At 69.3% G+C, this 24,061-nt stretch carries 24 protein-coding genes; 8 read left to right on the top strand and 16 right to left on the bottom strand.

Annotation, left to right across the window (positions count from 1 at the left end):
- Nucleotides 1-54: 54 nt before the first annotated feature.
- The 4 genes from egtD to egtA are packed head-to-tail and all read right to left on the bottom strand — an operon-like array spanning nt 55 to nt 4,268.
- Nucleotides 55-1,011, bottom strand: a complete 957-nt coding sequence (gene egtD / locus QR64_RS06355; protein WP_039584573.1) for an L-histidine N(alpha)-methyltransferase — start codon at nt 1,009-1,011, stop codon at nt 55-57.
- Nucleotides 1,008-1,757, bottom strand: a complete 750-nt coding sequence (gene egtC, locus QR64_RS06350; protein WP_006553841.1) for an ergothioneine biosynthesis protein EgtC — start codon at nt 1,755-1,757, stop codon at nt 1,008-1,010. Before egtC ends, egtD begins: the two co-directional genes overlap by 4 nt.
- Nucleotides 1,750-3,042 carry an ergothioneine biosynthesis protein EgtB gene (egtB, locus tag QR64_RS06345; RefSeq protein WP_039584572.1) on the bottom strand — a complete coding sequence of 431 codons (1,293 nt, stop codon included), beginning with the start codon at nt 3,040-3,042 and terminating at the stop codon, nt 1,750-1,752. The genes egtC and egtB overlap by 8 nt, the downstream gene beginning before the upstream one ends.
- Nucleotides 3,039-4,268, bottom strand: coding sequence for an ergothioneine biosynthesis glutamate--cysteine ligase EgtA (gene egtA, locus QR64_RS06340; RefSeq protein WP_037216302.1), 1,230 nt, complete (start codon nt 4,266-4,268; stop codon nt 3,039-3,041). The genes egtB and egtA overlap by 4 nt, the downstream gene beginning before the upstream one ends.
- A gap of 154 nt (nt 4,269-4,422) precedes the next feature.
- On the opposite strand from egtA, the gene QR64_RS06335 reads away from it, so the two are divergent.
- The 3 genes from QR64_RS06335 to pth all read left to right on the top strand — a co-directional run bounded on the left by QR64_RS06335 (nt 4,423) and on the right by pth (nt 7,096).
- Complete coding sequence (locus QR64_RS06335) at nt 4,423-5,601, top strand: aminotransferase class V-fold PLP-dependent enzyme (RefSeq protein ID WP_006553838.1); 1,179 nt, start codon at nt 4,423-4,425, stop codon at nt 5,599-5,601.
- 218 nt (nt 5,602-5,819) lie between these two features.
- Nucleotides 5,820-6,428: a 50S ribosomal protein L25/general stress protein Ctc gene (locus QR64_RS06330; protein WP_039584571.1), complete on the top strand. Its 609-nt coding sequence runs from the start codon at nt 5,820-5,822 to the stop codon at nt 6,426-6,428.
- Between the two features lie 95 nt (nt 6,429-6,523).
- A complete protein-coding gene (gene pth, locus QR64_RS06325; RefSeq protein ID WP_006553836.1) occupies nt 6,524-7,096 on the top strand; it encodes an aminoacyl-tRNA hydrolase in 573 nt (190 codons plus the stop codon).
- Between the two features lie 55 nt (nt 7,097-7,151).
- On the opposite strand, the gene QR64_RS06320 is transcribed toward pth, so the two are convergent.
- Nucleotides 7,152-8,789 (bottom strand): fatty acyl-AMP ligase, encoded by a 1,638-nt coding sequence (locus QR64_RS06320; protein ID WP_039584570.1) that lies wholly within the window; start codon nt 8,787-8,789, stop codon nt 7,152-7,154.
- A 205-nt stretch (nt 8,790-8,994) separates the two neighbouring features.
- Between QR64_RS06320 and QR64_RS06315 the strand changes: the two genes are divergently transcribed.
- Together QR64_RS06315 and QR64_RS06310 are read left to right on the top strand one after the other, a co-directional pair.
- The gene (locus QR64_RS06315) at nt 8,995-10,704 is read left to right on the top strand and encodes a peptide chain release factor 3 (RefSeq protein ID WP_006553834.1); all 1,710 of its coding nucleotides are present in this window, start codon (nt 8,995-8,997) and stop codon (nt 10,702-10,704) included.
- A gap of 95 nt (nt 10,705-10,799) precedes the next feature.
- Entirely contained in the window at nt 10,800-11,450 is a 651-nt protein-coding gene (locus tag QR64_RS06310; RefSeq protein ID WP_039584569.1) for a hypothetical protein, read from the top strand.
- Nucleotides 11,451-11,484: 34 nt separating this feature from the next.
- Here the strand turns inward: QR64_RS06310 and QR64_RS06305 are convergent, their stop codons facing one another.
- The 5 genes from QR64_RS06305 to QR64_RS06285 all read right to left on the bottom strand — a co-directional run bounded on the left by QR64_RS06305 (nt 11,485) and on the right by QR64_RS06285 (nt 14,946).
- Nucleotides 11,485-12,525: an enoyl-CoA hydratase/isomerase family protein gene (locus QR64_RS06305; protein WP_019288763.1), complete on the bottom strand. Its 1,041-nt coding sequence runs from the start codon at nt 12,523-12,525 to the stop codon at nt 11,485-11,487.
- Between the two features lie 49 nt (nt 12,526-12,574).
- The gene (locus QR64_RS06300; RefSeq protein WP_039584567.1) at nt 12,575-13,246 is read right to left on the bottom strand and encodes a pyridoxal 5'-phosphate synthase; all 672 of its coding nucleotides are present in this window, start codon (nt 13,244-13,246) and stop codon (nt 12,575-12,577) included.
- Nucleotides 13,247-13,271: 25 nt separating this feature from the next.
- Complete coding sequence (locus tag QR64_RS06295) at nt 13,272-13,706, bottom strand: VOC family protein (protein WP_024103221.1); 435 nt, start codon at nt 13,704-13,706, stop codon at nt 13,272-13,274.
- A 14-nt stretch (nt 13,707-13,720) separates the two neighbouring features.
- On the bottom strand, nt 13,721-14,203 hold the full coding sequence (locus QR64_RS06290; protein ID WP_024103220.1) for a nuclear transport factor 2 family protein: 483 nt from the start codon (nt 14,201-14,203) through the stop codon (nt 13,721-13,723).
- 134 nt (nt 14,204-14,337) lie between these two features.
- Nucleotides 14,338-14,946, bottom strand: coding sequence for a TetR-like C-terminal domain-containing protein (locus QR64_RS06285; RefSeq protein ID WP_039584566.1), 609 nt, complete (start codon nt 14,944-14,946; stop codon nt 14,338-14,340).
- A gap of 100 nt (nt 14,947-15,046) precedes the next feature.
- Here QR64_RS06285 and QR64_RS06280 point away from each other — a divergent pair, with 100 nt between their 5' ends.
- Both QR64_RS06280 and QR64_RS06275 read left to right on the top strand, forming a co-directional pair.
- Nucleotides 15,047-16,561, top strand: coding sequence for an acetyl-CoA acetyltransferase (locus tag QR64_RS06280; protein ID WP_039584565.1), 1,515 nt, complete (start codon nt 15,047-15,049; stop codon nt 16,559-16,561).
- Nucleotides 16,558-17,352 (top strand): enoyl-CoA hydratase/isomerase family protein, encoded by a 795-nt coding sequence (locus QR64_RS06275; protein ID WP_039584598.1) that lies wholly within the window; start codon nt 16,558-16,560, stop codon nt 17,350-17,352. Before QR64_RS06280 ends, QR64_RS06275 begins: the two co-directional genes overlap by 4 nt.
- 224 nt (nt 17,353-17,576) lie before the next feature.
- Here QR64_RS06275 and QR64_RS06270 read toward each other — a convergent pair whose 3' ends face one another.
- The 3 genes from QR64_RS06270 to QR64_RS06260 all read right to left on the bottom strand — a co-directional run bounded on the left by QR64_RS06270 (nt 17,577) and on the right by QR64_RS06260 (nt 20,860).
- Complete coding sequence (locus tag QR64_RS06270; RefSeq protein WP_039584564.1) at nt 17,577-18,014, bottom strand: DUF6069 family protein; 438 nt, start codon at nt 18,012-18,014, stop codon at nt 17,577-17,579.
- A gap of 73 nt (nt 18,015-18,087) precedes the next feature.
- On the bottom strand, nt 18,088-19,881 hold the full coding sequence (locus tag QR64_RS06265) for an ABC-F family ATP-binding cassette domain-containing protein (protein ID WP_019288771.1): 1,794 nt from the start codon (nt 19,879-19,881) through the stop codon (nt 18,088-18,090).
- Nucleotides 19,882-19,924: 43 nt separating this feature from the next.
- Nucleotides 19,925-20,860 carry a 4-(cytidine 5'-diphospho)-2-C-methyl-D-erythritol kinase gene (locus QR64_RS06260; protein ID WP_037216304.1) on the bottom strand — a complete coding sequence of 312 codons (936 nt, stop codon included), beginning with the start codon at nt 20,858-20,860 and terminating at the stop codon, nt 19,925-19,927.
- 89 nt (nt 20,861-20,949) lie between these two features.
- Here QR64_RS06260 and QR64_RS06255 point away from each other — a divergent pair, with 89 nt between their 5' ends.
- Nucleotides 20,950-21,216 (top strand): hypothetical protein, encoded by a 267-nt coding sequence (locus QR64_RS06255; RefSeq protein ID WP_006553821.1) that lies wholly within the window; start codon nt 20,950-20,952, stop codon nt 21,214-21,216.
- Nucleotides 21,217-21,279: 63 nt separating this feature from the next.
- On the opposite strand, the gene QR64_RS06250 is transcribed toward QR64_RS06255, so the two are convergent.
- From QR64_RS06250 to QR64_RS06240, 3 genes are all read right to left on the bottom strand, one after another.
- The gene (locus QR64_RS06250; RefSeq protein WP_006553820.1) at nt 21,280-21,486 is read right to left on the bottom strand and encodes a cold-shock protein; all 207 of its coding nucleotides are present in this window, start codon (nt 21,484-21,486) and stop codon (nt 21,280-21,282) included.
- A 226-nt stretch (nt 21,487-21,712) separates the two neighbouring features.
- A complete protein-coding gene (rsmA, locus tag QR64_RS06245) occupies nt 21,713-22,621 on the bottom strand; it encodes a 16S rRNA (adenine(1518)-N(6)/adenine(1519)-N(6))-dimethyltransferase RsmA (protein WP_039584563.1) in 909 nt (302 codons plus the stop codon).
- Between the two features lie 53 nt (nt 22,622-22,674).
- Entirely contained in the window at nt 22,675-23,802 is a 1,128-nt protein-coding gene (locus QR64_RS06240; protein ID WP_006553818.1) for a resuscitation-promoting factor, read from the bottom strand.
- Nucleotides 23,803-24,061 lie beyond the last annotated feature (259 nt).

Here is a 24,061-nt window from a genome sequence, read left to right as displayed (position 1 = left end):
GTCCCGTGTGGGCGCGGCGGAAGTCGAATCGGCTCGTCGGCCGCCTTTCGAGGACTACTCCCGGGATGCGGCGAGCAGGACGAACCGTCCGTCCGGATCCACCCATTCGTGCCGGACCACGAATCCCGCGTCGGCGAGTTCCTGCGAGATTCCGACGAGGCGGAACTTCGCGGAGATCTCGGTCCGGATCTGCTCACCCTCGACGAAGGAGATCTGCAGGTCGAGACCCGGGATCGTCACGTCCATCGCCTCGGTCGCCTCGAGGCGCATCTCGATCCACTCGTTCTCCGGGTCCCAGACGGCACGGTGCACGAACCGGGCGGGATCGAAGTCGGCGCCGAGCCGGTCGTTGAGCACCCGCAGGACGTTCCGGTCGAACTCCGCCGTCACGCCGGCCGCGTCGTCGTAGGCGGCGATCAGGGTGTCGCGGTCGATGACGAGACCGGCGCCGAGGAGCAGCCACTCGCCGGGATGGAGGATCGCGGCCGTCCCGGCGAGGAGCTGTGCGCGTTCGCTCGGGACGAGATTGCCGATCGTGCCGCCGAGGAACGCGATCGCGCGTTTCCCGCCGGCCGGCAGATGCGTGAGCGAATCGGTGAAGTCGCCGACAACCCCGTGCACCGTCAGGTTGGGATACTCCGCCGCCAGCCGGGTGACGGCCGACCGCAACGCCGGTTCGGAGACGTCCTGCGGCACGTAGGTGTGGAGATACGGTTCGAGGGCGTCGAGCAGCACGTGCGTCTTCTCGGACGACCCGGAGCCGAGTTCGACGAGCATCTCGGGGCGGGCGGCATCGGCGAAGTCGGCGGCGTGCTGTCGCAGCAGCGCGAATTCGGTGCGTGTCGGATAGTACTCGGGCAGTCGCGTGATCTCGTCGAACAGTTCGCTGCCCCGCGCGTCGTACAGCCAGGTCGGCGACAGGTACTTGGGATCGGACGTGAGTCCGCGCCGTGCGTCCTCGCGCAGTTTGGCGTCGAGGTCCTCGGGGCGCAGATGCACGTCGACGATCACGGTGAACCGACCTCCAGTGGTGAGACGATGAGTTTGCCCGGCATCGCGGCGACGAGATGCCGGTCGGGTACGGGTTTCCAGCGGCTGTCGTCGTCGAACGGTTCGGACGCCACGATCGCGACCTGCTCGTCGACGAACGTCCACAGCGAGTGGTACCAGGCGGTGGCCCAGATCCCGGATTCGTTGCACAGCAACATGTTCAACCGTGATTCCGGTGCGAGTTCCAGCACGTCGTGGACGAGTGAGATCAGCGCCGGCTCGGGATCGGCCGAGCGCAGGCGCGACTGGAGCAGGAGCCACAGCGTGGCAGCATCGGTCGGTGATTCGAGCTGCAGCAGTTCGGCGACGGGAAGCGCGCCGGCGAGGGTGACGAGCGATCCCGGCCAGCCCCGGACGACACCGTTGAGACTGAACGCCCACCGGTCGTCGGAGAAGGGCGCGGCCGCCGACCGTTCGACGGGCATCCCCTCGGTGGCCGAGCGGGTCGCGGCGACGACGGTGCGCGACCGTATCGACGTCAGGCCTTCACCGACGAAGGGATCGGACCAGATCGGCAACGCCGACCGGTAGCGCCCGAAGGTGCCCTCGGCACTCCACCATCCGACACCGAATCCGTCGGCGTTGATCGTGCCTCCCCCACGCATGTCGGTGGGCGCCCACGACTGGCGGAGCAGCGAGTTGGTTCCGGTGGACAGCAGTGCCGCGACGTTCGTCTCCGGCCCGATGTACGCCAGATGTCTACACATCGCCCGTCCCGTACGCGACGCGGAGCCCGGAGAAGATCTGACGGCGGATCGGCAGATCCCAGTTGCGGAAGGTTCCGCGGCACGCGACCTCGTCGGTTCCGAACGAGCCTCCGCGCAGAACCCGGTGTCCGTCGCCGAAGAAGACCTCCGAGTACTCGCGGTACGGGAACGCGCGGAAGCCCGGATAGCCGGTGAACGGTGTGGACGTCCACTCCCAGACGTCGCCGATCAGCTGGTGCACCCCGAGCGGTGACGCTCCCTGCGGATACGCGCCGACGACGGCGGGACCGAGATGACGCTGACCGAGATTCGCGTGGTCGGGACCGGGATCCTCGTCGCCCCACGGGAATCGGCGGCTGAGCCCGGTGGCCGGATCCCAGCGTGCCGCCTTCTCCCATTCGGCCTCGGTCGGAAGACGTCCACCGGCCCAGCGGGCGAACGCCTCCGCCTCGTGGAAGCACACGTGCACGACCGGCTCGTCCGGGTGCAGCGGCATCGTGCGGCCGAAGGCCGTTCGGCTCCATCCGGTTTCGTCGCGACTCCAGAACTGCGGGGCCTCGAGACGGGCGTCGAGGCGGTGCTGCCAACCTGCCTCGCTCCACAGTTCGGGCCGCTCGTACCCGCCGTCCTCGACGAACCCGAGGTAACGGCGGTTGGTGACGGGCACCGCGTCGAGTTCGAACTCCGGCACCTCGACGACGTGTGCCGGGCGCTCGTTGTCGAGGGCCCACGGATCGGTGGACGTGCCCATCTCGAATGCGCCGGCGGGGATCCGGACACGCTCGGTGTCGCGGACGGTTCCGGTGCGCGGCGCTTCCGGCGCGTCGAGCAAGGGTGGACCCTGCCGTAACTGGTGCGTCGCGAGCATCGTCTCGCCGTGCTGCTGTTCGTGCTGCGCGACCATCGCGAAGACGAAACCCTCGCGGGTCAGATCGTCGTCGAATGCACTGTCTTCGAGCACATCCCAGGTGAGCTCGCGGACGGCACGCGCGTAACGGCGGGCGGCGTCGGGGTCGAGCAGTGGCAGCCCCGTGCGGGTCGCGCGGGGATGCCGGAAGGCGTCGTAGAGATCGTCGATGTCGCCGCGAACCGCAGGGCGCCTGCCCGCGACCCGCACGAGCCAGCGCTCCTCCTGGTTGGCGATGTGCGCGAGATCCCACACCAGCGGGCTCATCAACGGCGAATGTTGTGCGGTGAGATCCTGTTCCGGCACGGAGGCGAGTACCTCGGTGCGGGCACGCGCCCGCTCGAGGTGCCGCCTGAGCGCAACACGAGCAGGTGTCACCGCACCTCCTCACCCGGCGCCAGACCGCGCAGGCACCGTGCCGCGGCCGCGTCGAGCGCCGCGGTGAACCGCATGTCGCGGGAGGACTCCGCCGCGAGCGAGAGCAAACCCGCTGCGGCAGCACGCAATTCGAGCGAGGCGAGACCGACGCGGGCCGCCTCGGACCACTGGTCGCGCACCGGCGCGGCGATCGCGCACGCCTCCGCGGAGACCTCGGGCGCCGACAGCAACGCCTCGAGAGCCGCGACGGGCACCTGCCACGACTCGGCCGGCTGGGCGTCGAGATAACGCACCTCGAGATGCCCGCACGGACGAACAGGCGGGAACAGCGTCGTCATGTGGTAGTCGAGGTCGTCGATGGTGGGTCGACGGTGGATGTCGGCGTCGAGCTCGCCCGCGAGCCACGCCGCGAAGGTGGCGCCGGGCGGTGCGTACCATTCGGGCATTTCCGAACGCACGCAGGTCAGCGGTGCGTCGAGCACCCATGCGGGGTAGTCGGCGGGATGGTCGACGTGACCGAGGGCGGGATCGAGTTCGAGCCACGTGCGCATCCGCTGCGACGCCCAGTCGCCCTCCGGAGCACCTCGCAGCCGGGGCGAGCACGCGAAGGCCGCGATCATCGCCGGGCCGATGGCGTGGAGCAACTCCCAGCGCTGCACCACCTCTGCCTCGTCGCGTCCCGCGTCGACGGAAACCTGTATGGACGCAGTGCTGTTCATCATCAACCGGCCCATCGGGCCGATCCGGTCGTAGCGGAGTTCCATCGCTCCGTAGCGCGGGGTGCGCAGCAGACGGTGGGGAGGCCGCACCTCGTCGGCGGCGCGGTCGAGCATGGTCACCGACCGGCGGGCCAGCAACGCCCGGAGCATGCGGAGGTCGGCCGTGAGCCGATCGCACACCTGCCGTGCCGAAGTGCACGGCACGCTCGACAGCTCGATCTGACCACCCGGCTCGACGCTGACCGCGCTGCCCGACGGCAGAGGACGGGCCGACGACGACGGCGCTACCGTGCGCGGCGCGTGGGGCCCGAGGGCCTCGACGAGCCTCGTGAGTTCGGGACGCGATTCGGTGCCGTCGGCCCGCGCGGTGAGCCATTCGAGCTCGACCCCGATCAGCCTGGGGATTCCCAGCCGGAATGCCCTGCTGCGGACGTGGTCCTCCGCTGCTGCTCGGGAGCCGAGGTCCTTGCGGGCACGGGAGGCTGCGGCATCGACTGCCATTGCCATTCGTCCACCCCCTCGGCCGGTGCGCCAGGTCTGCGGTCGAGACTAACCCGCCGGGGGACACGACGCGCGGATAACGCACCGGTGCGTGCGCGAACGCACTCCACCGGGCAGGCTCGACCCCGACGATACGGACGACGGAGGAGGTGAGCGGCCCGTGCTGGACCTCCAGGCGGCCCGACGCGACACACCGGGATGCTTCGACCGGGTCTTCCTCGACAGCGCCGGCTCGTCGCTGCCCCCGGCACCGGTGCTCGAGACGATGCTCGCGCACCTGCGCCGCGAGGCCGAGATCGGCGGGTACGTGGCGGCCGACGAACGGCTCGACGACCTGACGGCCGTGAAGACCTCGCTCGGCCGCCTGTTCGACGTGCCGGAGACCTCCCTCGCGCTGTCCGACGGCGCCTCGCGGGCGTGGACGTCCTTCTTCTACGCGGTGCCGCTGCGACCCGGCGACCGCATCCTGATCTCGCAGGCCGAATACGCCGCGAACGCGATCGCCGCGCTGCAGCGCGCGCGGGCGACCGGCGCCACCGTCGAGGTCGTTCCGTCCGATCCGTCCGGCCGCGTCGACGTCGAGGCGCTCGAGGGGATGCTCGACGAACGGGTGCGGCTGGTGTCCGTCGTGCACGCCCCCACCAACGGCGGGCTGGTCAACCCGGTGCGGGAGATCGCCGACGCCGCGCACGCGGTCGGGGCGCTCGTGCTGCTCGACGCGTGCCAGTCGGTGGGGCAGCTGCCGGTGAGCGTGCCCGAACTCGATGTCGACGCACTGTCGGGCACCGGGCGCAAGTGGCTCCGCGGGCCGCGCGGCACCGGTTTCCTCTACGTGCGGCCGCGCCTGGTGAGCGAACTCGAACCGGCCGTTCTCGACCTGCACAGCGCCTCGTGGACCTCGGCCGACAGCTACGAACTCGCTCCGGACGCCACCCGCTTCGAGATGTGGGAGGCCGGAGTGGCGGCCCGGCTCGGGCTCGGCGCGGCCGTGGACTATCTCCTCGATCTGGGTGTCGACGCCGTGGCCGAGGCGGTGGCCTACCGGGCCGGGCACGTGCGCGAGGGGCTCGCGGGCATCGACGGCGTCACCGTCACCGACCTCGGCGAGCAGCGCAGCGGCATCGTCTCGTTCACCGTGGACGGCCGCGACCCGCGGGAGGTCCGCGACGCCCTGGCCGAGCGGTCCGTGACGGTCACGGTCAGCAGCCGCAGTTCGACGCTGCTGGACATGACCTCGCGCGACCTGCAGTCGGTGGTGCGGGCGTCGCCGCACTACTTCGTCTCCCCCGCCGACGTCGACAGGTTCCTCGCCTCGGTTCACGACATCGCCCGGTCGTGAAGCTCACGCGCGTCGACGACAGGGCTGTTTGTCCCTGATCGACGTCGTCCGGTAAAGTGGTTCGAGTTGTCTCGGCGAGGGTGAACCGCAATATCGCTGGATCACCGTGATCGACGCGGCTGCGACGGAAGCAATGTGCTCCCCGGTCGCACGTGTCGGATCCGTTCGTTCGAGAACACCCGACCACCAAGTGCCACCAGCGTAGGAGCCGTCACATCATGTCCGACGAGAATCGTCTCGTAGCCAGCGTCCGCACCGAGTTCGGCAAGGGTGCCGCACGCCGCGCCCGTCGCGCCGGCCAGGTCCCCGCCGTCCTCTACGGCCACGGCACCGAGCCCCGGCACCTCGCCCTCCCCGACCTCGAGTTCGCAGCCGTGCTGCGTAACCACGGCACCAACGCCATCCTCACCCTCGACGTCGACGGCGAGGATCAGCTCGCGCTGACCAAGTCGGTCGTCGTCCACCCCATCCGTCGCTACATCGAGCACGCCGACCTGCTCGTCGTGAAGAAGGGCGAGAAGGTCACCGTCGAGGTGCCCGTCGTCCTCTCCGGTGAGGCCGGCTCCGGCACGCTGGTGGTCAACGAGGTCAACACGATCAAGCTCGAGGCCGACGCCCTGAACATCCCCGAGGAGATCACCGCCTCGATCGAGGGCGCCGAGGCCGGCACCCAGATCCTGGCCGGTGGCGTCGAGCTGCCCGCCGGCGCGACCCTGCAGGACGATCCCGAGCTGCTGCTCGTGAACATCGTCGAGGCTCCCTCCGCCGACGCCCTGGAAGGCGCCGAGGGCGAAGAGACCGCAGAAGAGGCCTCCGAGGAGGCCTGAGCCTTCACCGGCTCCCTGTGAAGTCACTCGTGCGGCGCGTCATCCCTTCGGGGTGGCGCGCCGCACGTCGTTCGAATGCACGGAAGGATCAGTTCGTGGGCGACGACGCCGCGCTCGTGGTCGGTCTCGGCAACCCCGGCCCGAAGTACGAGAACACCCGGCACAACATCGGATTCATGGTGGCCGACGTGCTGGCCGGACGCGTCGGCGGCAAGTTCTCCGCGCACAAGCGCAGCAACGCCGACATCGTGCAGGCCCGGCTCGACGGGCGGCAGGTGATCATCGCGAAGCCGCGCACCTACATGAACCTGTCCGGCGGTCCGGTCGCCTCCCTGGCCAAGTTCTTCTCGGTCGATCCCTCGAACGTGATCGTCCTACACGACGAACTCGACCTGGACTTCGGCACGATTCGGCTCAAGCTCGGCGGTGGCGAGAACGGGCACAACGGCCTGCGGTCGACCTCGTCGGCGCTCGGCACCAAGGACTACCTGCGGGTCCGGATGGGCATCGGCCGCCCTCCCGGCCGCCAGGATCCCGCCGACTTCGTGCTCAAGCCGTTCTCGGCGACCGAACGCAAGGAACTCGACGTGTGGTGCGAGGAAGGCGCCGACGCCGTCGAACTGCTGCTGAGGCTCGGCCTCGAGGGCGCCCAGAACCGCATCCACTGACCGCCCGCCTCCGCCGAGGCCGGCGCGGTCGCAGCGGCGTCGCGTGGCGCGGTGGTCAGGCCCGCGTCAGCAGTGCCAGCGAGGTGCCGCGACGCAGCTTGCCCGAGGAGGTCTTCGGGATGCTGCCGGGACCGAGTACCGCGACCGTGCGGGGCCGCACGCCCACCTCGGCGACCACCGCGTGCACGACGTCGTGTTCGATGCGGCGCACCTCGTCGGGGTGGTCGAAGAGTTTGGTCTCCACGGCCACCGCGAACGATTCGCGCTTGTCCCCCGCGTCGAGCCGGATGGCGACGGCGTTGCCGGGACGCACCCCGTCGACGGTCCCCGCCGCTCGCTCGATGTCGGTGGGATAAATGTTGCGGCCGCCCATGATGATGACGTCCTTCACCCGGCCGCACACCACGACGAGACCTTCCTCGGTGAAGTAACCCACGTCGCCGGTGTCGAGCCAGCCGTCGGCGTCCTGCGCGGGTACGGGTCCGTCCACGGTGAGATAGCCGTGCGTGACGGCCTCGCCGCGCAACTGGATGATGCCCACGCCGCGGGGTGGCAGCACCTGTCCGTCACGGCCGACGACCCGGCCCTCGAGACCGGCCACGAGACGGCCGAGGGTGGGCATGCGGCGCGTGTGGGTGCGGTTGGTCGGCACGGCCATCCCGCCGGCCTCGAGCAGGTCGGGGTCCACCACGTCGAGCACCACCCCGCGTCCCGGATCGGGGACCGACACCGCGAGCGTGGTCTCGGCCATCCCGTAGGAGGGCGCGAGGGCGGACGGGTCGAGACCGAAGCGCTCCCCGGCCTCCGCGAGGGCCTCCATCGTGTCGGGATCAACCGGCTCGGCGCCGTTCCACATCCAGCGCATCGACGACAGGTCGAGCGCGCCGTCCGGCGCCTGTGACAACTTCCGGGCCAGCAACGAGTACGCGAAATTCGGTGCTGCGGTGAGCGTTCCGCGGTACTTGCTGATCAGCTCCGCCCACAGGATCGGAGAGCGCAGGAAGTCCAGCGGCGTGACCGACACAACCTCGGCGCCCACCTGCATGGGGACGCTGAGGAAGGCCACCATGCCCATGTCGTGGAACAGCGGCAGCCAGCTGATCATGACGTCGTCGTCGAGCGAGAACTTGACGCGGTCCATCATCGCCGTCGCGTTGGCGTAGAAGTTGCCGTGCGTGATCCGCACCGCCTTCGGCGAGCCGGTGGACCCGGACGTCAGCTGCTGGAGCACGATGTCGGACTCCGCCGTGTCGACGGGATCGACGGGCCTCCCCTCCCGCATCCGCTCCACGGTGACGACGGAGATGCTCCGCTCGCGCAGCAGCGGCTCCGCGATCTCGAAGGGTGCGCCGAGCACGACGGCGCGGGCGTCGATCATCCGCAGGACCACCTCGGTGTCGCGCGACCACATCTGCAGGTCGGTGCGCGGCGTGGGCTGGTGCAGCATCGTCACGCTTCCGCCGCGCATCCACACGGCCTGGCAGACCGGTGCGATGTCCACCGGTTGTCCTGCGAGGACACCCACCGCGTCGCCGGGTCCGATACCCGCCGCGGCCAGTGCGCCGGCCATGCGGCGGGCCTGCCGGTGGATCTCTCCCCAGTTCTGCCGCAACGGCGTATCCGGTTCGCCGGTGACCAGAGCCCCGGTGTCCGACTCCGCCGTCGCGTACATCTCCTCGGTGAACCTGCTCACGACCCGCTCCTCGTCCGGTGGTGCACGACCTCGATCAAGATCCGGTAGTTGCACATCAGCGTGCGCCGTCGAGTGGTCGGTATGGGGCGGCCTCGGGGAAACGTGATCGAATCTGGCGGAAATCGACACCGAATCGCCGAGTAACATGGACGAGTTGGCGGCGATAGCGCCCCTACTCCCTGCCCCCTTCGAGAGGTTTTTCCCGTTGAGCACCCCGCACGCTTCGGCCGACAGTCAATCCACCGGCACGACGGAGCCTGCGCAGTCCTCCGGCACAGCGAAGCCCGGGGCCGCGAAGGAGGTCAGAGCCGAAGCCGAGCGCAGACGCACCTTCGCCGTCATCTCCCACCCCGACGCCGGTAAGTCGACGCTCACCGAGGCGCTCGCCCTGCACGCGAAGGTCATCTCCGAGGCCGGCGCGGTCCACGGCAAGGCCGGCCGCAAGTCGACGGTCTCCGACTGGATGGAGATGGAGAAGGCCCGCGGCATCTCCGTCAGCTCCACGGCCCTGCAGTTCAACTACACCCGCTCGGACGTCGCGGGCACCGACGACGAGGTCGTCAACGTCGTCAATCTCGTCGACACCCCCGGTCACTCCGACTTCTCGGAGGACACCTACCGCGTCCTCACCGCCGTCGACGCCGCCGTCATGCTCATCGACGCGGCGAAGGGTCTCGAGCCGCAGACCCTGAAGCTGTTCCAGGTGTGCCGCCACCGAGGCATCCCCGTGGTCACCGTCATCAACAAGTGGGACCGACCGGGCCGGACGCCGCTGGAACTGCTCGACGAGATCGACGAGCGCATCGGCCTGATGCCGACTCCCCTGTTCTGGCCCGTGGGCATCGCCGGCGACTTCCGCGGTCTGCTGCGTCGCGGCGAGGACGGAGACGCGGCCGAGTACATCAAGTTCACCCGCACGGCCGGTGGCGCCAAGATCGCGCCCGAGGAGCATCTGTCCCCCGCCGAGGCGCTCGCCCTCGAGGGCGACACCTGGGTCGAGGCCGCCGAGGAGTCCGAACTGCTGTCGTCCAACGGCCAGGATCACGATCAGGAATTGTTCCTCGCCGGGCAGACCTCGCCGGTGATCTTCGCGTCGGCGATGCTCAACTTCGGTGTGCGGCAGATCCTCGACACCTTGGTCACGCTCGCACCGCCACCGCGTGCCCGTCTCGCCATCGACGAGACCGCTCGCGAGGTCGACGATCCGTTCAGCGCCGTCGTGTTCAAGGTGCAGGCCGGCATGGACACCGCCCACCGCGACCGGCTCGCGTTCATGCGTGTCGTCTCGGGTGTGTTCGAGCGCGGCATGGTCGTCACGCACGCGCAGACCGGTAAGCCCTTCGCCACCAAGTACGCGCTGACGGTCTTCGGCCGCGAACGTTCCACGGTGGAGAACGCCTATCCCGGCGACGTCGTCGGCCTGGTCAACGCCACCGCGCTGGCGCCGGGGCATACCCTCTACATCGACAAGAAGGTGGAGTTCCCGCCCATTCCGTCGTTCGCGCCCGAGCACTTCGCGATCCTGCGGGCCGAGAGCGCCTCGAAGTACAAGCAGTTCCGCAAGGCCGTGGACCAGCTGGATTCCGAGGGCGTCGTGCAGATCCTCCGCAACGACGTCCGCGGCGACGCGTCGCCGGTGATGGCGGCCGTGGGTCCGATGCAGTTCGAGGTGGTCGCGGCGCGGATGAAGGCCGAGTACAACGTCGACCCGAAGATCGAGCATCTCGGCTACTCGCTCGCGCGTCGCACCGATGCGGCTTCGGCCGACGAACTGAACCGCCAGCGCGGCGTGGAGGTGTTCACCCGGTCGGACGGCGTGCTCCTCGCTCTCGTCAGCGACAAGTGGCGGCTGCAGTACATCCTCAAGGAGTTGCCGGAGCTGACTCTCGAACCGTTGGTCGCGGCGACCGACTGAGCGTCCCGGCAATGCCGGACGGGTAGTGCGTCCAGCGGATTTTACTGATACTTTCCCTTTCGTCGATCCGACGTATTCGGGTGGAATCAGGAGTTGTGTCGATGAACGACGACGTACCGGCCGCAGCCGGTGAGGACCTGTCGTCCGGTGGGACGGCGGATACGAGCAGGCGATCCGGACGCGCGAAGCGCTCGGGCACCTTCGTCTACCCGCTGCCGAGCACTCCTCTTCCGAGCAGTACCCCGCTGACGAGCACGCCGGATCCCGGAACACACCGCATGAGCGTGGGGGATGCATCGTCGCTCGAAGGTGACCCGGCCGGCGGGGTGGGCGCCGGCAATTCCGAGGAAGGAACGACCCTGGTGAGCAGCACCGGCACGAACGGCTCCGCGAGTGGGCCCGCCACCACCACGACGACCCCGACGGCCACCGAGAGCCTGGGCACGATCACCGCACCGGGTCCGGTCCCGTCACGGCGCAATTCGATGGGCGTGGCGTCGGTGCGTATCGCCGCGCGACTCGCACAGAACGAACTGACCTCCCGCGACTCCCGCAGCACCGGAGCGCACGGCGACCCGCGTAGCACCGGAGCGCACGGCGACCCGATAGCGGACAACGATGAACTGCTCACGCTGCTCGGCGAGTACCTGCTGGCCGGTGGACTCGAGAAGCCCGAGATCCACGCGACCCTCGGTGGGCAGCCGATCGTCGTCGACCTGCAGGTACCGCAGCGTCACGCCCGGTAGAGGTCACGCCCGGTAGAGACGGGCAGGTCGCGGGTTATCCGTCGCCGAACAGTGCGGCGATCGCCGCCGGATCGACGTCCTCGAGCGTCGCGGGCGACCACTGCGGGTCGCGGGTCTTGTCGACGAGCACGGCGCGCACACCTTCGATGAAGTCCGGCGTCGCAGCGACGCGCACAGCGACGTCGAGTTCGCGGGCGAAGCATTCTTCGAGCGTGCTCTCGGCACCGCGTCGCATCAGTTCGGCCGTGGCCCACACGCTCGTCGGCGACAACGACCGCAGGGCCGTGCGAGTCTGCTCGGCCCACTCGGCGTCGATGTCGGCGAGGCTGTCGAGGCGGGTCACCATGTCGAGCACCGTACCGTCGCCGAACACCGTCTCGATGTCGGGGAAACGCTGCGCCAGGGAGGATTCGGGGGTCGGTTCGACGAACTCGTCGAGGGCGTCGCGCCACTGCCCGGCGCGGATGCGGTCGGCGAAGTCGTCGATGCGGGCACTGGGCACGTAATGCGTGGCCAGGCCGACGGCCAGCGCGTCGCCGGCATCGATGCGGGCGCCGGTGAGTCCGAGATACATCCCCACCGCATCGCACCGCGCGGTGGTGCCGCGCAGGCGCGGGAGGAAGTGGCTCGACCCGATGTCGGGAACGAACCCGATGGCCGTCTCGGGCATGGCCATCGTGGTCTTCTCGGTGGTGACGCGCACCGCGCCGTGCACCGAGATACCGAGCCCACCGCCCATCGTGACGCCGTCGAGGACCGCGAGATACGGCTTCGGGTAGGTGGCGACCAGCTCGTCGAGGCGGTACTCGTCGGCGAAGTACTCGCGGACGGTGTCGAAGCGCCCCTCGAGGGCCAGCTCGCGCACCGGTTTGACGTCGCCACCGGCGCAGAACGCGCGGTCGGACGTGCTGGTGACGAGCACGGCCGTGACGGCCGGGTCGTCGCGCCAGGCGAGAAGCGACGAGCGGATGTCGCGGATCATCGACCGGTCGAGCGCGTTGAGCGCACCGGGACGGTCGAGTTGCACTTCGCCGACTCCGTTGGCGACGCGTGTGCGGATGAAGGACTCGTTCACGGGCGGGAGCCTACCGGTCGCGGGCGACTCGTCCCGGCCACGCGACACGTCACGGATGAAGTTCCTCGGTGACCCACCGGTCCCCCGCACGCCGGTAGCGATACCGCAGGTGCCGCCGGCCGGGATCCGCCTGCCAGAACTCCACGGCCTCAGCGGCGACGCACCACGCCGTCCAGTGCGGCGAGACGAGGTCCGGATCGTGTTCGAGCGCGGTCAGGCGTTCCCGTACGAGGTCGTCGTACTCGGCGGAATCGGTGAGGACCTCGCTCTGGTGTCCCGTGGATGCGACGGCACGGGCGAAGACCGATCGTTCCCGGAAGTCGCGGGCACACACCTCGGGTGGGCCGGCCAGGACGGGTCCGCGCACGCGTACCTGCCGGCCGAGTTCGCGCCAGTACACGGTGAGCGCGACGGCCGGTGTCGCGTCGAGCTGGCGGCCCTTCGGGGAACGGTCGTCGCCGGAGAACCACCAGCCGTCGTCGGTGACGTCCTTGATCAGCAGCATGCGCGCGTCGGGCGTCCCGGACGGGTCGACGGTCGACAGGGTCGCTGCGTGCGGCTCGGCGACGCCGGCCTCGGCCGCCTCGGTGAGCCAGCGGAGGAAGGTCTCCTGCGGCGTCGCGGCCGGTGCGAACGGCGGCGCGGACGCCGTGAGGGTGGGCAGGGCCCGGATCCAGCCGCGGGTATCGGGAAACTCACTGCGACGCGCGATCTCACTCATCGCCGCATGGTACCGATTCGGGAGCTCACTCCCGAGGTGGCGGCAGCTTGCCGGTCAGGGGGCCGACGAGCATCCAGCGATGCCCGAAGGGGTCGAGCAGGGTGGCGTTGCGATGACCGTGGGCCTCGTTGATCCACCTCTCGACCGAACCGCCGGCCAGACGGGCGCGGGTGAGCACGGTGTCGGTGTCGGCCACCTCGAGCATCAGGCTCACCGAGACCGCCCCCTCCTGCGGCGCCGTGAGTCCGAGTTCGGGGAATTCGTCTGCGAGATAGATCATTCCGCTGGGGAACCGCAGTTCGGCGTGCCCGACGCGACCGTCGTCCATGACGACCGGTTCGGCGGTCAGCGAGGCTCCGAAGACCCGGGTGTACCACTCGATCGCCTCGTGGGCCCGCGGCACCGTCAGATAGGGCAGCGCCCCCGGACGGGGAAAATCGCCGGAACCCTCCGAGACCATCTCGTCGTTCCCGCTCAGGACGCTTTCGGTTGCTGCAGCAGCGCCCATCGATTGGTCGTCAACCGGACCGAAGGCGAGTCGCCCATGCATGTGACCGTCTCCCAGTTGCGTTGATATCCGGTGCGGCTGATCCGCCAGCATCCGTCGTCGCCGAGGCTGTACCGATCGTGATAGTAGGCCGAGCCGCGCAACATCATCCCGTCCTCGGGGATGATCACGGTGTCGGACAGCAACCACACCCCGGTGGCGCTGCGGCCGTCGTCGGCGATGTCGATCTCGGGATGGGAACAGGTGTGCTCCGTGATCAAGCGCGTTCCCAGCGTGTTCTCGAGGAAACCTATGAAGGCGTCGCGTGAGTCGAAAACGAGATGCTCCCCGTAGACGGCGTGTGCGTCGGGGGTGAGGGTGTTCGCCAGCTCGTCCCAGTCCTTCGTATCGAGCGCTCGCGCATAACGGTATTTGAGCCGCGTGATCTCCGCTACCGCCTGCACATCCATCGTCGGCCTCCCATTGGCGCCCCCCTGCGAGTATTCGCATTCCAGGCTAGCCCGGACGACCGGCGCAGACGGCCGGAATCACACTGTTACCAGGCAGCATTCGATCGCGATTCGGTCACGGGAGGGCGTGCCGGTCACGACTCGGGACGATGCAGCGCGCGGATGGTCGCGTCGACGACGAGTTCGGCGTAGTCATCGTCTACGTTCTGGTCCGGGGTGGCCAACGCGAACAGGGCATGACTGAGCACGGTGCCGGTGACCATTTCGAGCAGCAGCGTCGCCGAGGTGTCGGCGGGGAGTTCGCCGCGCTCGACGGCGCGGTGCACGATCGTGCGCGCCGCGAGCACGCGGCTGCGGTTGAGGGTGTGGATCAGCCGGGCGAGCAGTTCGGGGTTGGCACGGGCGTCGAGCGCGACGCGCAGGCTCGCCAGGCCGGGGGTGGTCCGGTAACCGCGCAACAGCTGCCGGGCGAGTTCGACGAGATCGGATCGGAGCGCGCCGGTGTCGATCGGCACGGGCAGCGGGCTGCGCGCTTCGAGGGCCTGGACCAGCAGGTCGTCCTTGCTCGACCACCGGCGGTAGAGGGCGGCGCGCCCCACCCGCGCGCGTCGTGCGACCGCGTCGAGCGTGAAACCACGCCAGCTCGTCTCGGAGTACACCTCGAGCACGGCGTCGAACACGCGGTCCTCCAGGTCGGCGTCGCGGGGGCGTCCGCGGCGGCGCGGTGCGGGTGCTTCGGTCACGTCGGAAAAGTGTGCCAGACCACTCCTCGATTTACAGACTGAAATCGTCCGCATTAAGCTGGCGGCGTCNCCCCCCCCCCGAGCAGACCGAAGGAACGCCATGACCGACCCCACTCGGGTTCCCGTCGTGATCGGGGTCGGCGACCTGCGCTCCGGCCGTGCCGGTGCGCCCGCCGACCCGCGTGAACCGCTCGACCTCATCCACGAGGCCACCCTCGCCGCGATCGCCGACTCCGGCGCCGATCTCGCCACGCGGATCGACACCATCCACGCGATCAAGACCGCGAGCTGGAACTACGACGACCTGCCGGGCCTGCTCGCCGAACGTCTCGGCGCGACGCCCGAGCACACGTCGACCACGCCGATCGGCGGCCACTGGCCGGCAGCCCTGCTCGATCGCATCGGCCACGACATCGCCGCGGGCACCAGCACCGTCGCGCTGCTCGTCGGCGGCGAGGCGCAGGCCTCGGCGACCAACTCGTACAAGGCCGGAACGGATCCGGTCACGCTGGGATGGACCACCGCCCCGGGCGGCCCCGCGCCTATCAGCAACAAGGACCTCGGCAGCCCCGCGATGCAGCGCGCCGGGATGATCGTCCCCACGCGGGTCTACCCGCTGTTCGAGAACCGGCTCAGCCACGATCTCGGGCACTCGCGCGAGAAGTCGCTCGACTGGTCGGCGACGCTGTACGCCGCCTTCTCCGAGTTCGCCGCCGGGAACCCGGCGTCCTGGAACCCCGAGCGCCGCACCGCCGACGACATCCGCACCATCGCCGGCAAGAACCGCCTCGTCACCGACCCGTACCCGCTGATGGTCAACGCGATGCCGTTCGTCGACCAGGCCGCTGCCGTGGTCGTCACCTCGCTCGCCGTGGCCCGCGAATTCGGTGTCCCCGACGACCACCTGCTCTACGTGTGGGGCGGCGCCGGCGCGACCGAGCCCTCGGACGTGCTCGCCCGCGGCGACTTCGGACGCTCCGCCGCACTCGACGATGCGCTGCGGCGCACGCTGTCTGCGAGCGACCTGCGTCCCGGCGACTTCGACATCATCGACGCCTACAGCTGCTTCCCCGTGGTCCCGAAGCTGCTCATCGAGCAGCTCGGCCTCCCCCGCGACACCGTCCCGTCGGTGACCGGCGGCCACTCCTTCTTCGGCGGCCCGCTCAACAGCTACACGCTGCACTCCGTGGTGTCGGTGGCCAAGCGGCTGCGCCAGGACGGCGAGCTCGCCCTCGTGCACGGCAACGGTGGCTACCTGACCTACCAGCACGTCGTGGTCCTCGGCTGCGCGCCGCACACCGACGGTTACGTCGGCGACCCCGAGCACGTGCTGCTCGAGCCGTCCGCGCCGGAGACAGCCACCGATTACAGCGGCGAGGTCCAGATTGTCACCGCCACGGCCGAATTCGGTCGCGACGGCAACCCGTCGATCGGTTTCCTCGTCGGCCTCACCCCCGACGGCCGGCGTGTCTCCGGCCAGACCGACGCCACCGGCGCCGCAGTCCTCGCCGCCGGAGCCGACATCGTCGGCGAGACCGTCCACGTCACCGACGACGGCGGCATTCTCACCGTCACCCGCATCGAACACCTGTGCCCCGAGGCGTACCGGTCGTGAGCGAACCCGTCGTTCACGTCGAGAAGCGCGAGCACGTCCTGCTCGTCACCATCAACCGCCCCAAGGCGGCCAACAGCATCAACGCCGACGTGCACCAGGCACTCGGTGAGGCCTGGGACCGCGCCGAAGAGGACCGCGACGTGCGCGTCGTGGTGCTCACCGGCGCAGGCAGCGCCGTCTTCTGCGGCGGCGCCGACCTCGAGGCCCTCGGCACCAAAGGACCGGACGGCGTCACCCCGCCCGAAACCGCCCACTGGGGCTTCGCCGGTGTCGTCAAGCACCACATCTCCAAGCCCGTCATCGCCGCGGTCAACGGCACCGCGCTCGGTGGTGGCACCGAACTCGCCCTCGCGAGCGATCTCGTCGTCGCATCCGAAACCGCCGAATTCGGTCTGCCCGAGGTGCACCGCGGCCTGATCGCCGGTGCCGGCGGCGTGTTCCGCATCGGCCAGGCCATCCCCCGCGCCGTCGCGATGGAACTCGTCCTGACGGGCAAGCCGATGTCGTCCGCCGACGCGCTGCGCTGGGGCCTCGTCAACCGGGTCGTCCCACAGGACGAGGTCCTCGACACCGCTCTCGCTCTCGCCGCCGACATCGCGAAGGGCGCCCCGCTCGCCGTGCAGGCCGGCAAGACCGTCGCCCGCGGCATCATCGACGGCAACGTCCCCGCCGAGGACCTGCCCTGGGAACTCACCGACAAAGCCCTCGCACGTCTCACCACCAGCGCCGACACCCTCGAAGGCGTCATGGCCTTCATACAGAAGCGCGAACCCGTCTGGAAGGGCGAATAGGCATGACCACCACCGAAGTGGTTCGTCGGGCCTGATCTCGGCGCTGTTCAGCCACGGCATCGCCACCCCGCACATCGTCTCGTCGGGCAACTCGACCTGATCGAGCGGTTCGCGCGTCCCGCGCTCAGCGCTGCTTCGACCTGACCGTAGGCCTCTGCCCGAATCAGGGGGAGGAAATGTGCGACTTTCCTTGCGGAAGCGCATATTTCCTCCCCCTACTCGTGTCAGTCACGCGTACGGAGCATCTCCAGGGCCACGACGACCACCACGGCGATCACGACGTGCATCAGCGTCAGGGCGACGGTGCTCGGCGTGTCGAAGTCCGCGGAGATCGTGCCCTGGATCGTCGCCAGCGGCAGCAACGCCCCGACGACCTGGGCGATCCGCGCGAAACCGTTCCACCACAGGGTGAGCAGGGCCGCGACGGCGAGACCGACGGTGAGCGGGACGACGGACATGAGCACCACGCCACCGGGCGCCGCGCTCACCACCTCACCGGCGTCGGTGTGTTCGAACGAGCCACCCGCGATGAGCCCGACGGCCCACAGCGCGAGGTCGATCACCAGTGCGGTCACGACGGACGCGGCGACCACCACGGCGAAACGCGCGAGCCGGGACTGCGGGAGATGCGTAGAGGTACCGGATGTTTCGGTGACGGACATGGATCCTCCTGATGGGCGTTCCTTCTGACGACGCCCATCCTGCGACCTCGAGCCGACTCGAGGTCAAGAGGATTCAGTCGAGATCTTCGGCGAGCTCCATCCATTGCTCCTCGGCCGCTTCCTTCTCCGCGACCACCTCACGCAACTGCGCGTCGAGTTTCTGCAGCCGGTCAGGATCGGTCGCCGCCTCCGCGAGGTCGTGGTGCAGCTTCTCCTCCTTCTCGGTCAGCTTCGCGACGAGACGCTCCAGGCGCGACAGTTCCTTGCGCGCGGTGCGTTCGGCGGCACCGTCGCGCTTCTTCGGCTGCTCGGCGGCGTCACCGGTCTTCGAGACGGTCGACGCCACCGACGGCACGTCGCCGTCGCCCATGGCCGCGCGCCGGCGCAGGTACTCCTCGATGCCACCGGGAAGGTTCGTCAGGCGGCCGTCGCCGAACAGGGCCCACGTCGAATCACAGATGCGTTCGACGAGATACCGGTCGTGGCTGATGACCACGAGGGTTCCGGCCCAGCCGTCGAGCAGGTCCTCGAGCTGCTGGAGGGTGTCGATGTCGAGGTCGTTGGTGGGCTCGTCGAGGAGCAGCACGTTCGGTTCGGCCATGAGCACGCGCGTGAGCTGCAACCGGCGACGCTCACCACCGGACAGGTCGCCGACGGGGGTGCGCTGCCGCGCCGGTGTGAAGCCCAGACGTTCGGCGAGCTGACCGGCGGAGATCTCCTTGTCGCCCAGTGTGATCCGCTCGGCGACGTCCTTGACGGCGTCGAGCACCCGCATGTCGGTGGGCAGGTCGTCGAGTTCCTGCCGCAGCCAGCCGATCTCGACGGTCTGCCCCTGGACGCGACGTCCCTGCGCCGGTTCGAGTTCGCCCGCGAGCGTGCGCAGCAGGGTCGTCTTGCCCGAACCGTTGACGCCGACGAGACCGATCCGCTCGCCCGGACCGAGACGCCAGGTGAGGTCGCGGACCAGTTCGCGCCCGTCCGGGGTGGTGAGGGTGGCGTCCTCGAGTTCGATGACGACGCGGCCCAGGCGGCGCTTCGCGAACGATGCCAGCGCCACCGAGTCGCGCGGCGGCGGCACGTTCGCGATCAGCGCTTCGGCGGCCTCGATGCGGTACTTCGGCTTGGACGTGCGGGCCGGGGCTCCGCGACGCAGCCACGCGAGTTCCTTGCGCGCGAGATTGCGGCGGCGTTCCTCCATCGCGTCGGCCTGGCGGGCACGCTCGGCGCGCGCGAAGATCCAGTCGTTGTAGCCGCCCTCGTAGCTCTCGACCCGGCCGTTCACGACCTCCCAGGTGCGCGTCGCGACGGTATCGAGGAACCAGCGGTCGTGGGTGACGACGACGAGCGCGCTGCGCCGCGACAGCAGGTGCTCGGCGAGCCACTGCACGCCTTCGACGTCGAGATGGTTCGTGGGCTCGTCGAGGACGAGCAGGTCGAGATCCTGCACGAGGGCTGCGGCGAGGGCGACCCGGCGACGCTCACCACCGGACAGACCGTCGACGACCGCGTCGAGACCGAGATTGTCGATGCCGATACCGGTGAGCACCGAGCGGATGCGCGCATCACCGGCCCACTCGTGCTCGGCCACATCGAGCGGCCCGAGGACCACCTCGCCGACGGTCGAGCCCTCCGGCAGACCGCCGCGCTGCGTCACGACGGCCATGCGCAGACCGTTCACGCGGCTCACCCGGCCCGAATCGGGCTCCTCGATGCCGGCGAGCACCTCGAGCATCGTCGTCTTGCCGCCGCCGTTGAGGCCGACGACACCGATCCGCTCCCCCTCGTTCACGCCGAGGGACACCGAGTCGAGTAACGGCTTGATGCCGAACGACTTCGAGACCTGTTCGAGGTTGATCAGATTCGCCACGTGGAGGAACGCCTTCCGAGAATTGCGGGGATGTACTACAGGATCAGGAGTGTGCGGGATCGGCGTCGCCGACGACACGGGCTCCGGGCACCGGACCGGAGGCGACCCGCACCGTACGGCACACACCGGCACCGGCGAGTTCGGCACTCACGGTGACGGCGGCGTGCTGGTCCTCGACGAGGAACGCGCAGGTGGGGCCGGAACCGGAGACGATGCCCGCCAGGGCCCCGGCCTCGACACCCGCCCGGAGCGTGCGTCGCAGCATCGGGTCGAGGGACAGGGCCGCGGCCTGCAGGTCGTTGCCGAGCAGCGGCGCGAGCTGGTGGGCGTCGCCGGAGCCGAGCGCGGAGAGCACGGCATCCGCGCTGCCGATGCGCTGAGGTTCTCCCTCGGCACGCAGCCGGTCGAGTTCACGGAAGACGACCGGTGTGGACAGGCCCCCCTTCGCGAGGGCCAGTACCCAGTGGAAGGTGCCGCGGGTGAGGACGGGGACGAGGCGCTCGCCCCGCCCTGTTCCGATCGCCGTTCCGCCGTGGAGGCAGAACGGCACGTCGCTGCCGAGGCGGACGGCGAGATCCGCGAGGTCCTCCCGGGGCGCCCCGATGCCCCACAGTGTGTCGAGCGCGACCAGCGTCGCGGCAGCGTCGGCGCTGCCACCGGCCATTCCGCCGGCCACGGGGATGCCCTTGTCGATCGTGATCGCCACGTCGGGTGTACGTGCGGCCCGTTCCGCCATCATCTCGGCGGCGCGCCACGCCAGGTTCGTCGAATCGGTAGGTACCGACTCGGCGCCCGCGCCGCGCACCGTCACGCTCAGGGTGTCGGCCGGGACCACCGACACCTCGTCGTACAGGGACAGAGCCTGGAAGACGGTGTGCAGGTCGTGGTAGCCGTCAGGACGGAGGTCACCCACCGCGAGATGCAGGTTGACCTTGGACGGGACCCTCACTGTCACGGGGGTCGGCACGACGGAAAGCACGAGTACAGAGCTTACTCGGGATACGGATGCTTCCCGACCGCCGCGGCCACGCTCTACGATCGATCGACTCTGAACACTCTGGAGGAAATGTGACTCGTTCCGTACGTAATGCGGTCGCCGTCTGCGCCGTCGCCGTGGCGGCCACCATGGGAACCGCCGGCGTCGCCTCGGCCGAACCGGCTCCGCCGCGCGTCTGCTCGCTCGGCGACCTGGTCCTGCGCTCGCTGAATCTCGTGGACTGCGTGACCCCTCCCACGGGCTCCGCCGGAATGGCGACCGGCTCCGCCGACTCGGCGGGCTCGTCGACCGGTTCGTCGAACTTGGGCATCACCGGTTACGGGGCAATGATCGGCTGACCGGACGAACGAATCCGGGCCGGCACCCTGAGGTGCCGGCCCGGATTCGGAGAATTATCGGTATCAGCCGATGACGTTCACGCCGGTGGCCTGCGGGCCCTTCTGGCCCTGGCCGATCTCGAAGCTCACGCGCTGGTTCTCCTCGAGGGTGCGGAAGCCGCGGCCCTGGATCTCGGAGAAGTGCACGAAGACGTCAGCAGAGCCGTCCGAGGGAGCGATGAAGCCGAAGCCCTTTTCGCCGTTGAACCACTTCACAGTACCTTCAGCCATGTTGCTGTCCTTCACTTGCAGGCAGAACGGATGTAGACGTTCTGTCTCGTCGGGAGTCGGTTTCGGCCCCCGGGTCTGTCACTACACGGCTGAAACGATTCCATCGTGGCTATCGCATCCGCTCGCAACCAGAAATGTGCGAGGGGTAAACCACGAACACACTACCTAACGACCGAGGACAACTTAACCACACATCGCATCCGACCGCCAGGAAGAGTGATTGGGATCACTCCACCCCTGCGAGCCGCACGAAGGCTGCGGCGTCGAGCTTCTCCCCGCGGGTCGACGGCTCGATACCGGCCGCCAGCAGGCGCCTCTCGGCCTCCGCGGGCGAACCTGCCCATCCACTCAACGCTGCGCGCAACGTCTTTCGCCGTTGAGCGAAGGCCGCGTCGACGACGGCGAAGACCCGGGCGCGTGTCCGGGCGTCGGTGGGCCACGGTGGCTCCGCATAGCGGTCGACACGCACGAGGCCCGATTCCACCTGGGGAACGGGCCAGAAGACCGCACGCCCGACGGCGCCGGCCCTGCGGACGTCGCCGAAGAACCGCGCCTTCACGCTGGGTACGCCGTAGATCTTACCGCCCGGTTCTGCTGCGAGCCGATCGGCGACCTCGGCCTGCACCATCACGAGAGCGGTTCGCAGAGTAGGGAATTCAGAGAAAAGGTGCAGCAGCACCGGCACCGCGACGTTGTAGGGCAGGTTCGCGACCAGCGCGGTGGGCGTGACGGGAAGATCCTTCGGCAGCACCTTCATCGCGTCCATGTGCACGACGTCGAAGCGGTCGGCGAGCTGCGGGGCCCGCTCCCGCACGGTAACGGGAATACGCTGCGCGAGAACGGGATCGAGCTCGACAGCGACCACACGGTCGACGAAGTCGAGCAGGGCGAGGGTGAGCGAACCCAGGCCCGGCCCGACCTCGAGCACGACATCCTCAGGGCCGACCCCGGCGACGTTGACGATGCGGCGCACCGTGTTCGCGTCGTGCACGAAGTTCTGGCCGAGCTGCTTCGTCGGGCGCACCCCGAACTCCTCCGCGAGTGCGCGGACCTCGGCGGGCCCGAGCAGCGCGGCGAGGCCGCGCGGAGAAGCCGGAGTGGCCCTCGGAGTGATTTCGGGATCGTCTGCTGACACGTGGTGAACCTAGCGCACTCGGGAGCAGGTCACACCGCGCACACCCGCGCCGGTCAGCGCAGACCGAGCTTGCTGGTGCAGGATGGCCAGGCGCCCCAGCCCTGGGCCGCCTGGACCTTCTCCGCGACGGCGATCTGCTGCTCGCGCGTCGCGAGATCGGCACGCGGCGCGTACTGGGTGCCGCCGAAGCCGGCCCACGTCTGCTGCGTGAACTGCAGGCCACCGTAGAAACCGTTGCCGGTGTTGATCGCCCAGTTGCCGGTCGCCTCGCACTGCGCGAGAGCGTCCCAGGTGGAGCCGCGACCGGAGGCCGGCACGGCGGGCTTCGGCTTGGTGCCGACGCGGACCACGACGGGCCGCGGCTCGACGAGGACCTTCGAAGCGGTCTCGGCGCGTCCGACCTCGACACCGTTGACGGTGTGAACGTCGAAGGTCACCGACCGCTCGCCCGGAGCACCCGGGTCGCTCACGGCGGCCTCACCCTCGAGCATGTTCGGATCGTCCACGCGGTTCTCCGGCGGGGCGATCGGCAGGTTCTCGGTCCGCGACTCGGTCCGGTCGCGGGTGACCACGACCTCCATGCCCTCCGCGAGTTCCGCGTCGAGGGCAGGGGTGACGCTGTCGGCCTGCTCGAGCTTCGCGCCCTGGGCCTCGAGGAACTCGGCGACCGTCGGCGCTGCGACGCGCACCTCGGCGGCGGGCGCGCCGTTGTCGGCGAAGCGCACCGTCTTGGGGTTGACGACCTCGAGATCGGCACCGTCGAGCGGGAGGCGGTGCGAACGGGAGGCGGAGACGTAGGCGTCGTCGGAGAGGCGGAACTGGTCGAGCGCCTCGTCGACGGTCAGCGCGGTGGTCCACACCGAGCGCTCCTCACCGTCGACGGTGAGGCGCAGCTCGCGAGCCTGTCGCAGGACGATGGTGTCGCCGTCGGAGACGGACGAGTCCACGGCCGGGGCCACGACGTCGTTCTCGTCGACGGTGTAGCCGGCTGCGGCCAGGATGTCGCCGACGTTGGAGTTCATCGTGCCGAAGGCACGCTGCTCACCGTCGACGTCGAGGACGACGTCCTTGTGCTGAACCACAGCAGTGGCGCCACCGGCACCGAGGGTGACGAAGACGGCGGCGACCACCGAGTAGAACACCGGCGACTTGAGGCGATTGATCTTGGTGAAAGGTGACACGATTATTTCCAGACGGACGACAACTGTGATCACAGCACGGTAACGAGACGGCATTGTTATCGCAACTTCATCGCCTTTACCTGCACAGATCATGATTTCTGTCAGATCACGACGCACGTCACAGATATCGGATCGATATTAGCTCGATCATTTTCGAGTGTCCGAAATCGCCATTTTCGATCGACACTCGGAAGAAGAACTTCCTCGCGATTCGGGGCTCTTCGCACTTGGTAGGGGCGGGTGTCGATCGACCCCGTTG

Origin of the sequence: Rhodococcus sp. Chr-9 (genome assembly GCF_000801125.1) — a bacterium.
GTDB classification, from domain to species: domain Bacteria; phylum Actinomycetota; class Actinomycetes; order Mycobacteriales; family Mycobacteriaceae; genus Rhodococcus; species Rhodococcus pyridinivorans.
Note: the sequence above shows the minus strand (reverse complement) of the source record. Positions and strands in the feature narration are given on the sequence as shown.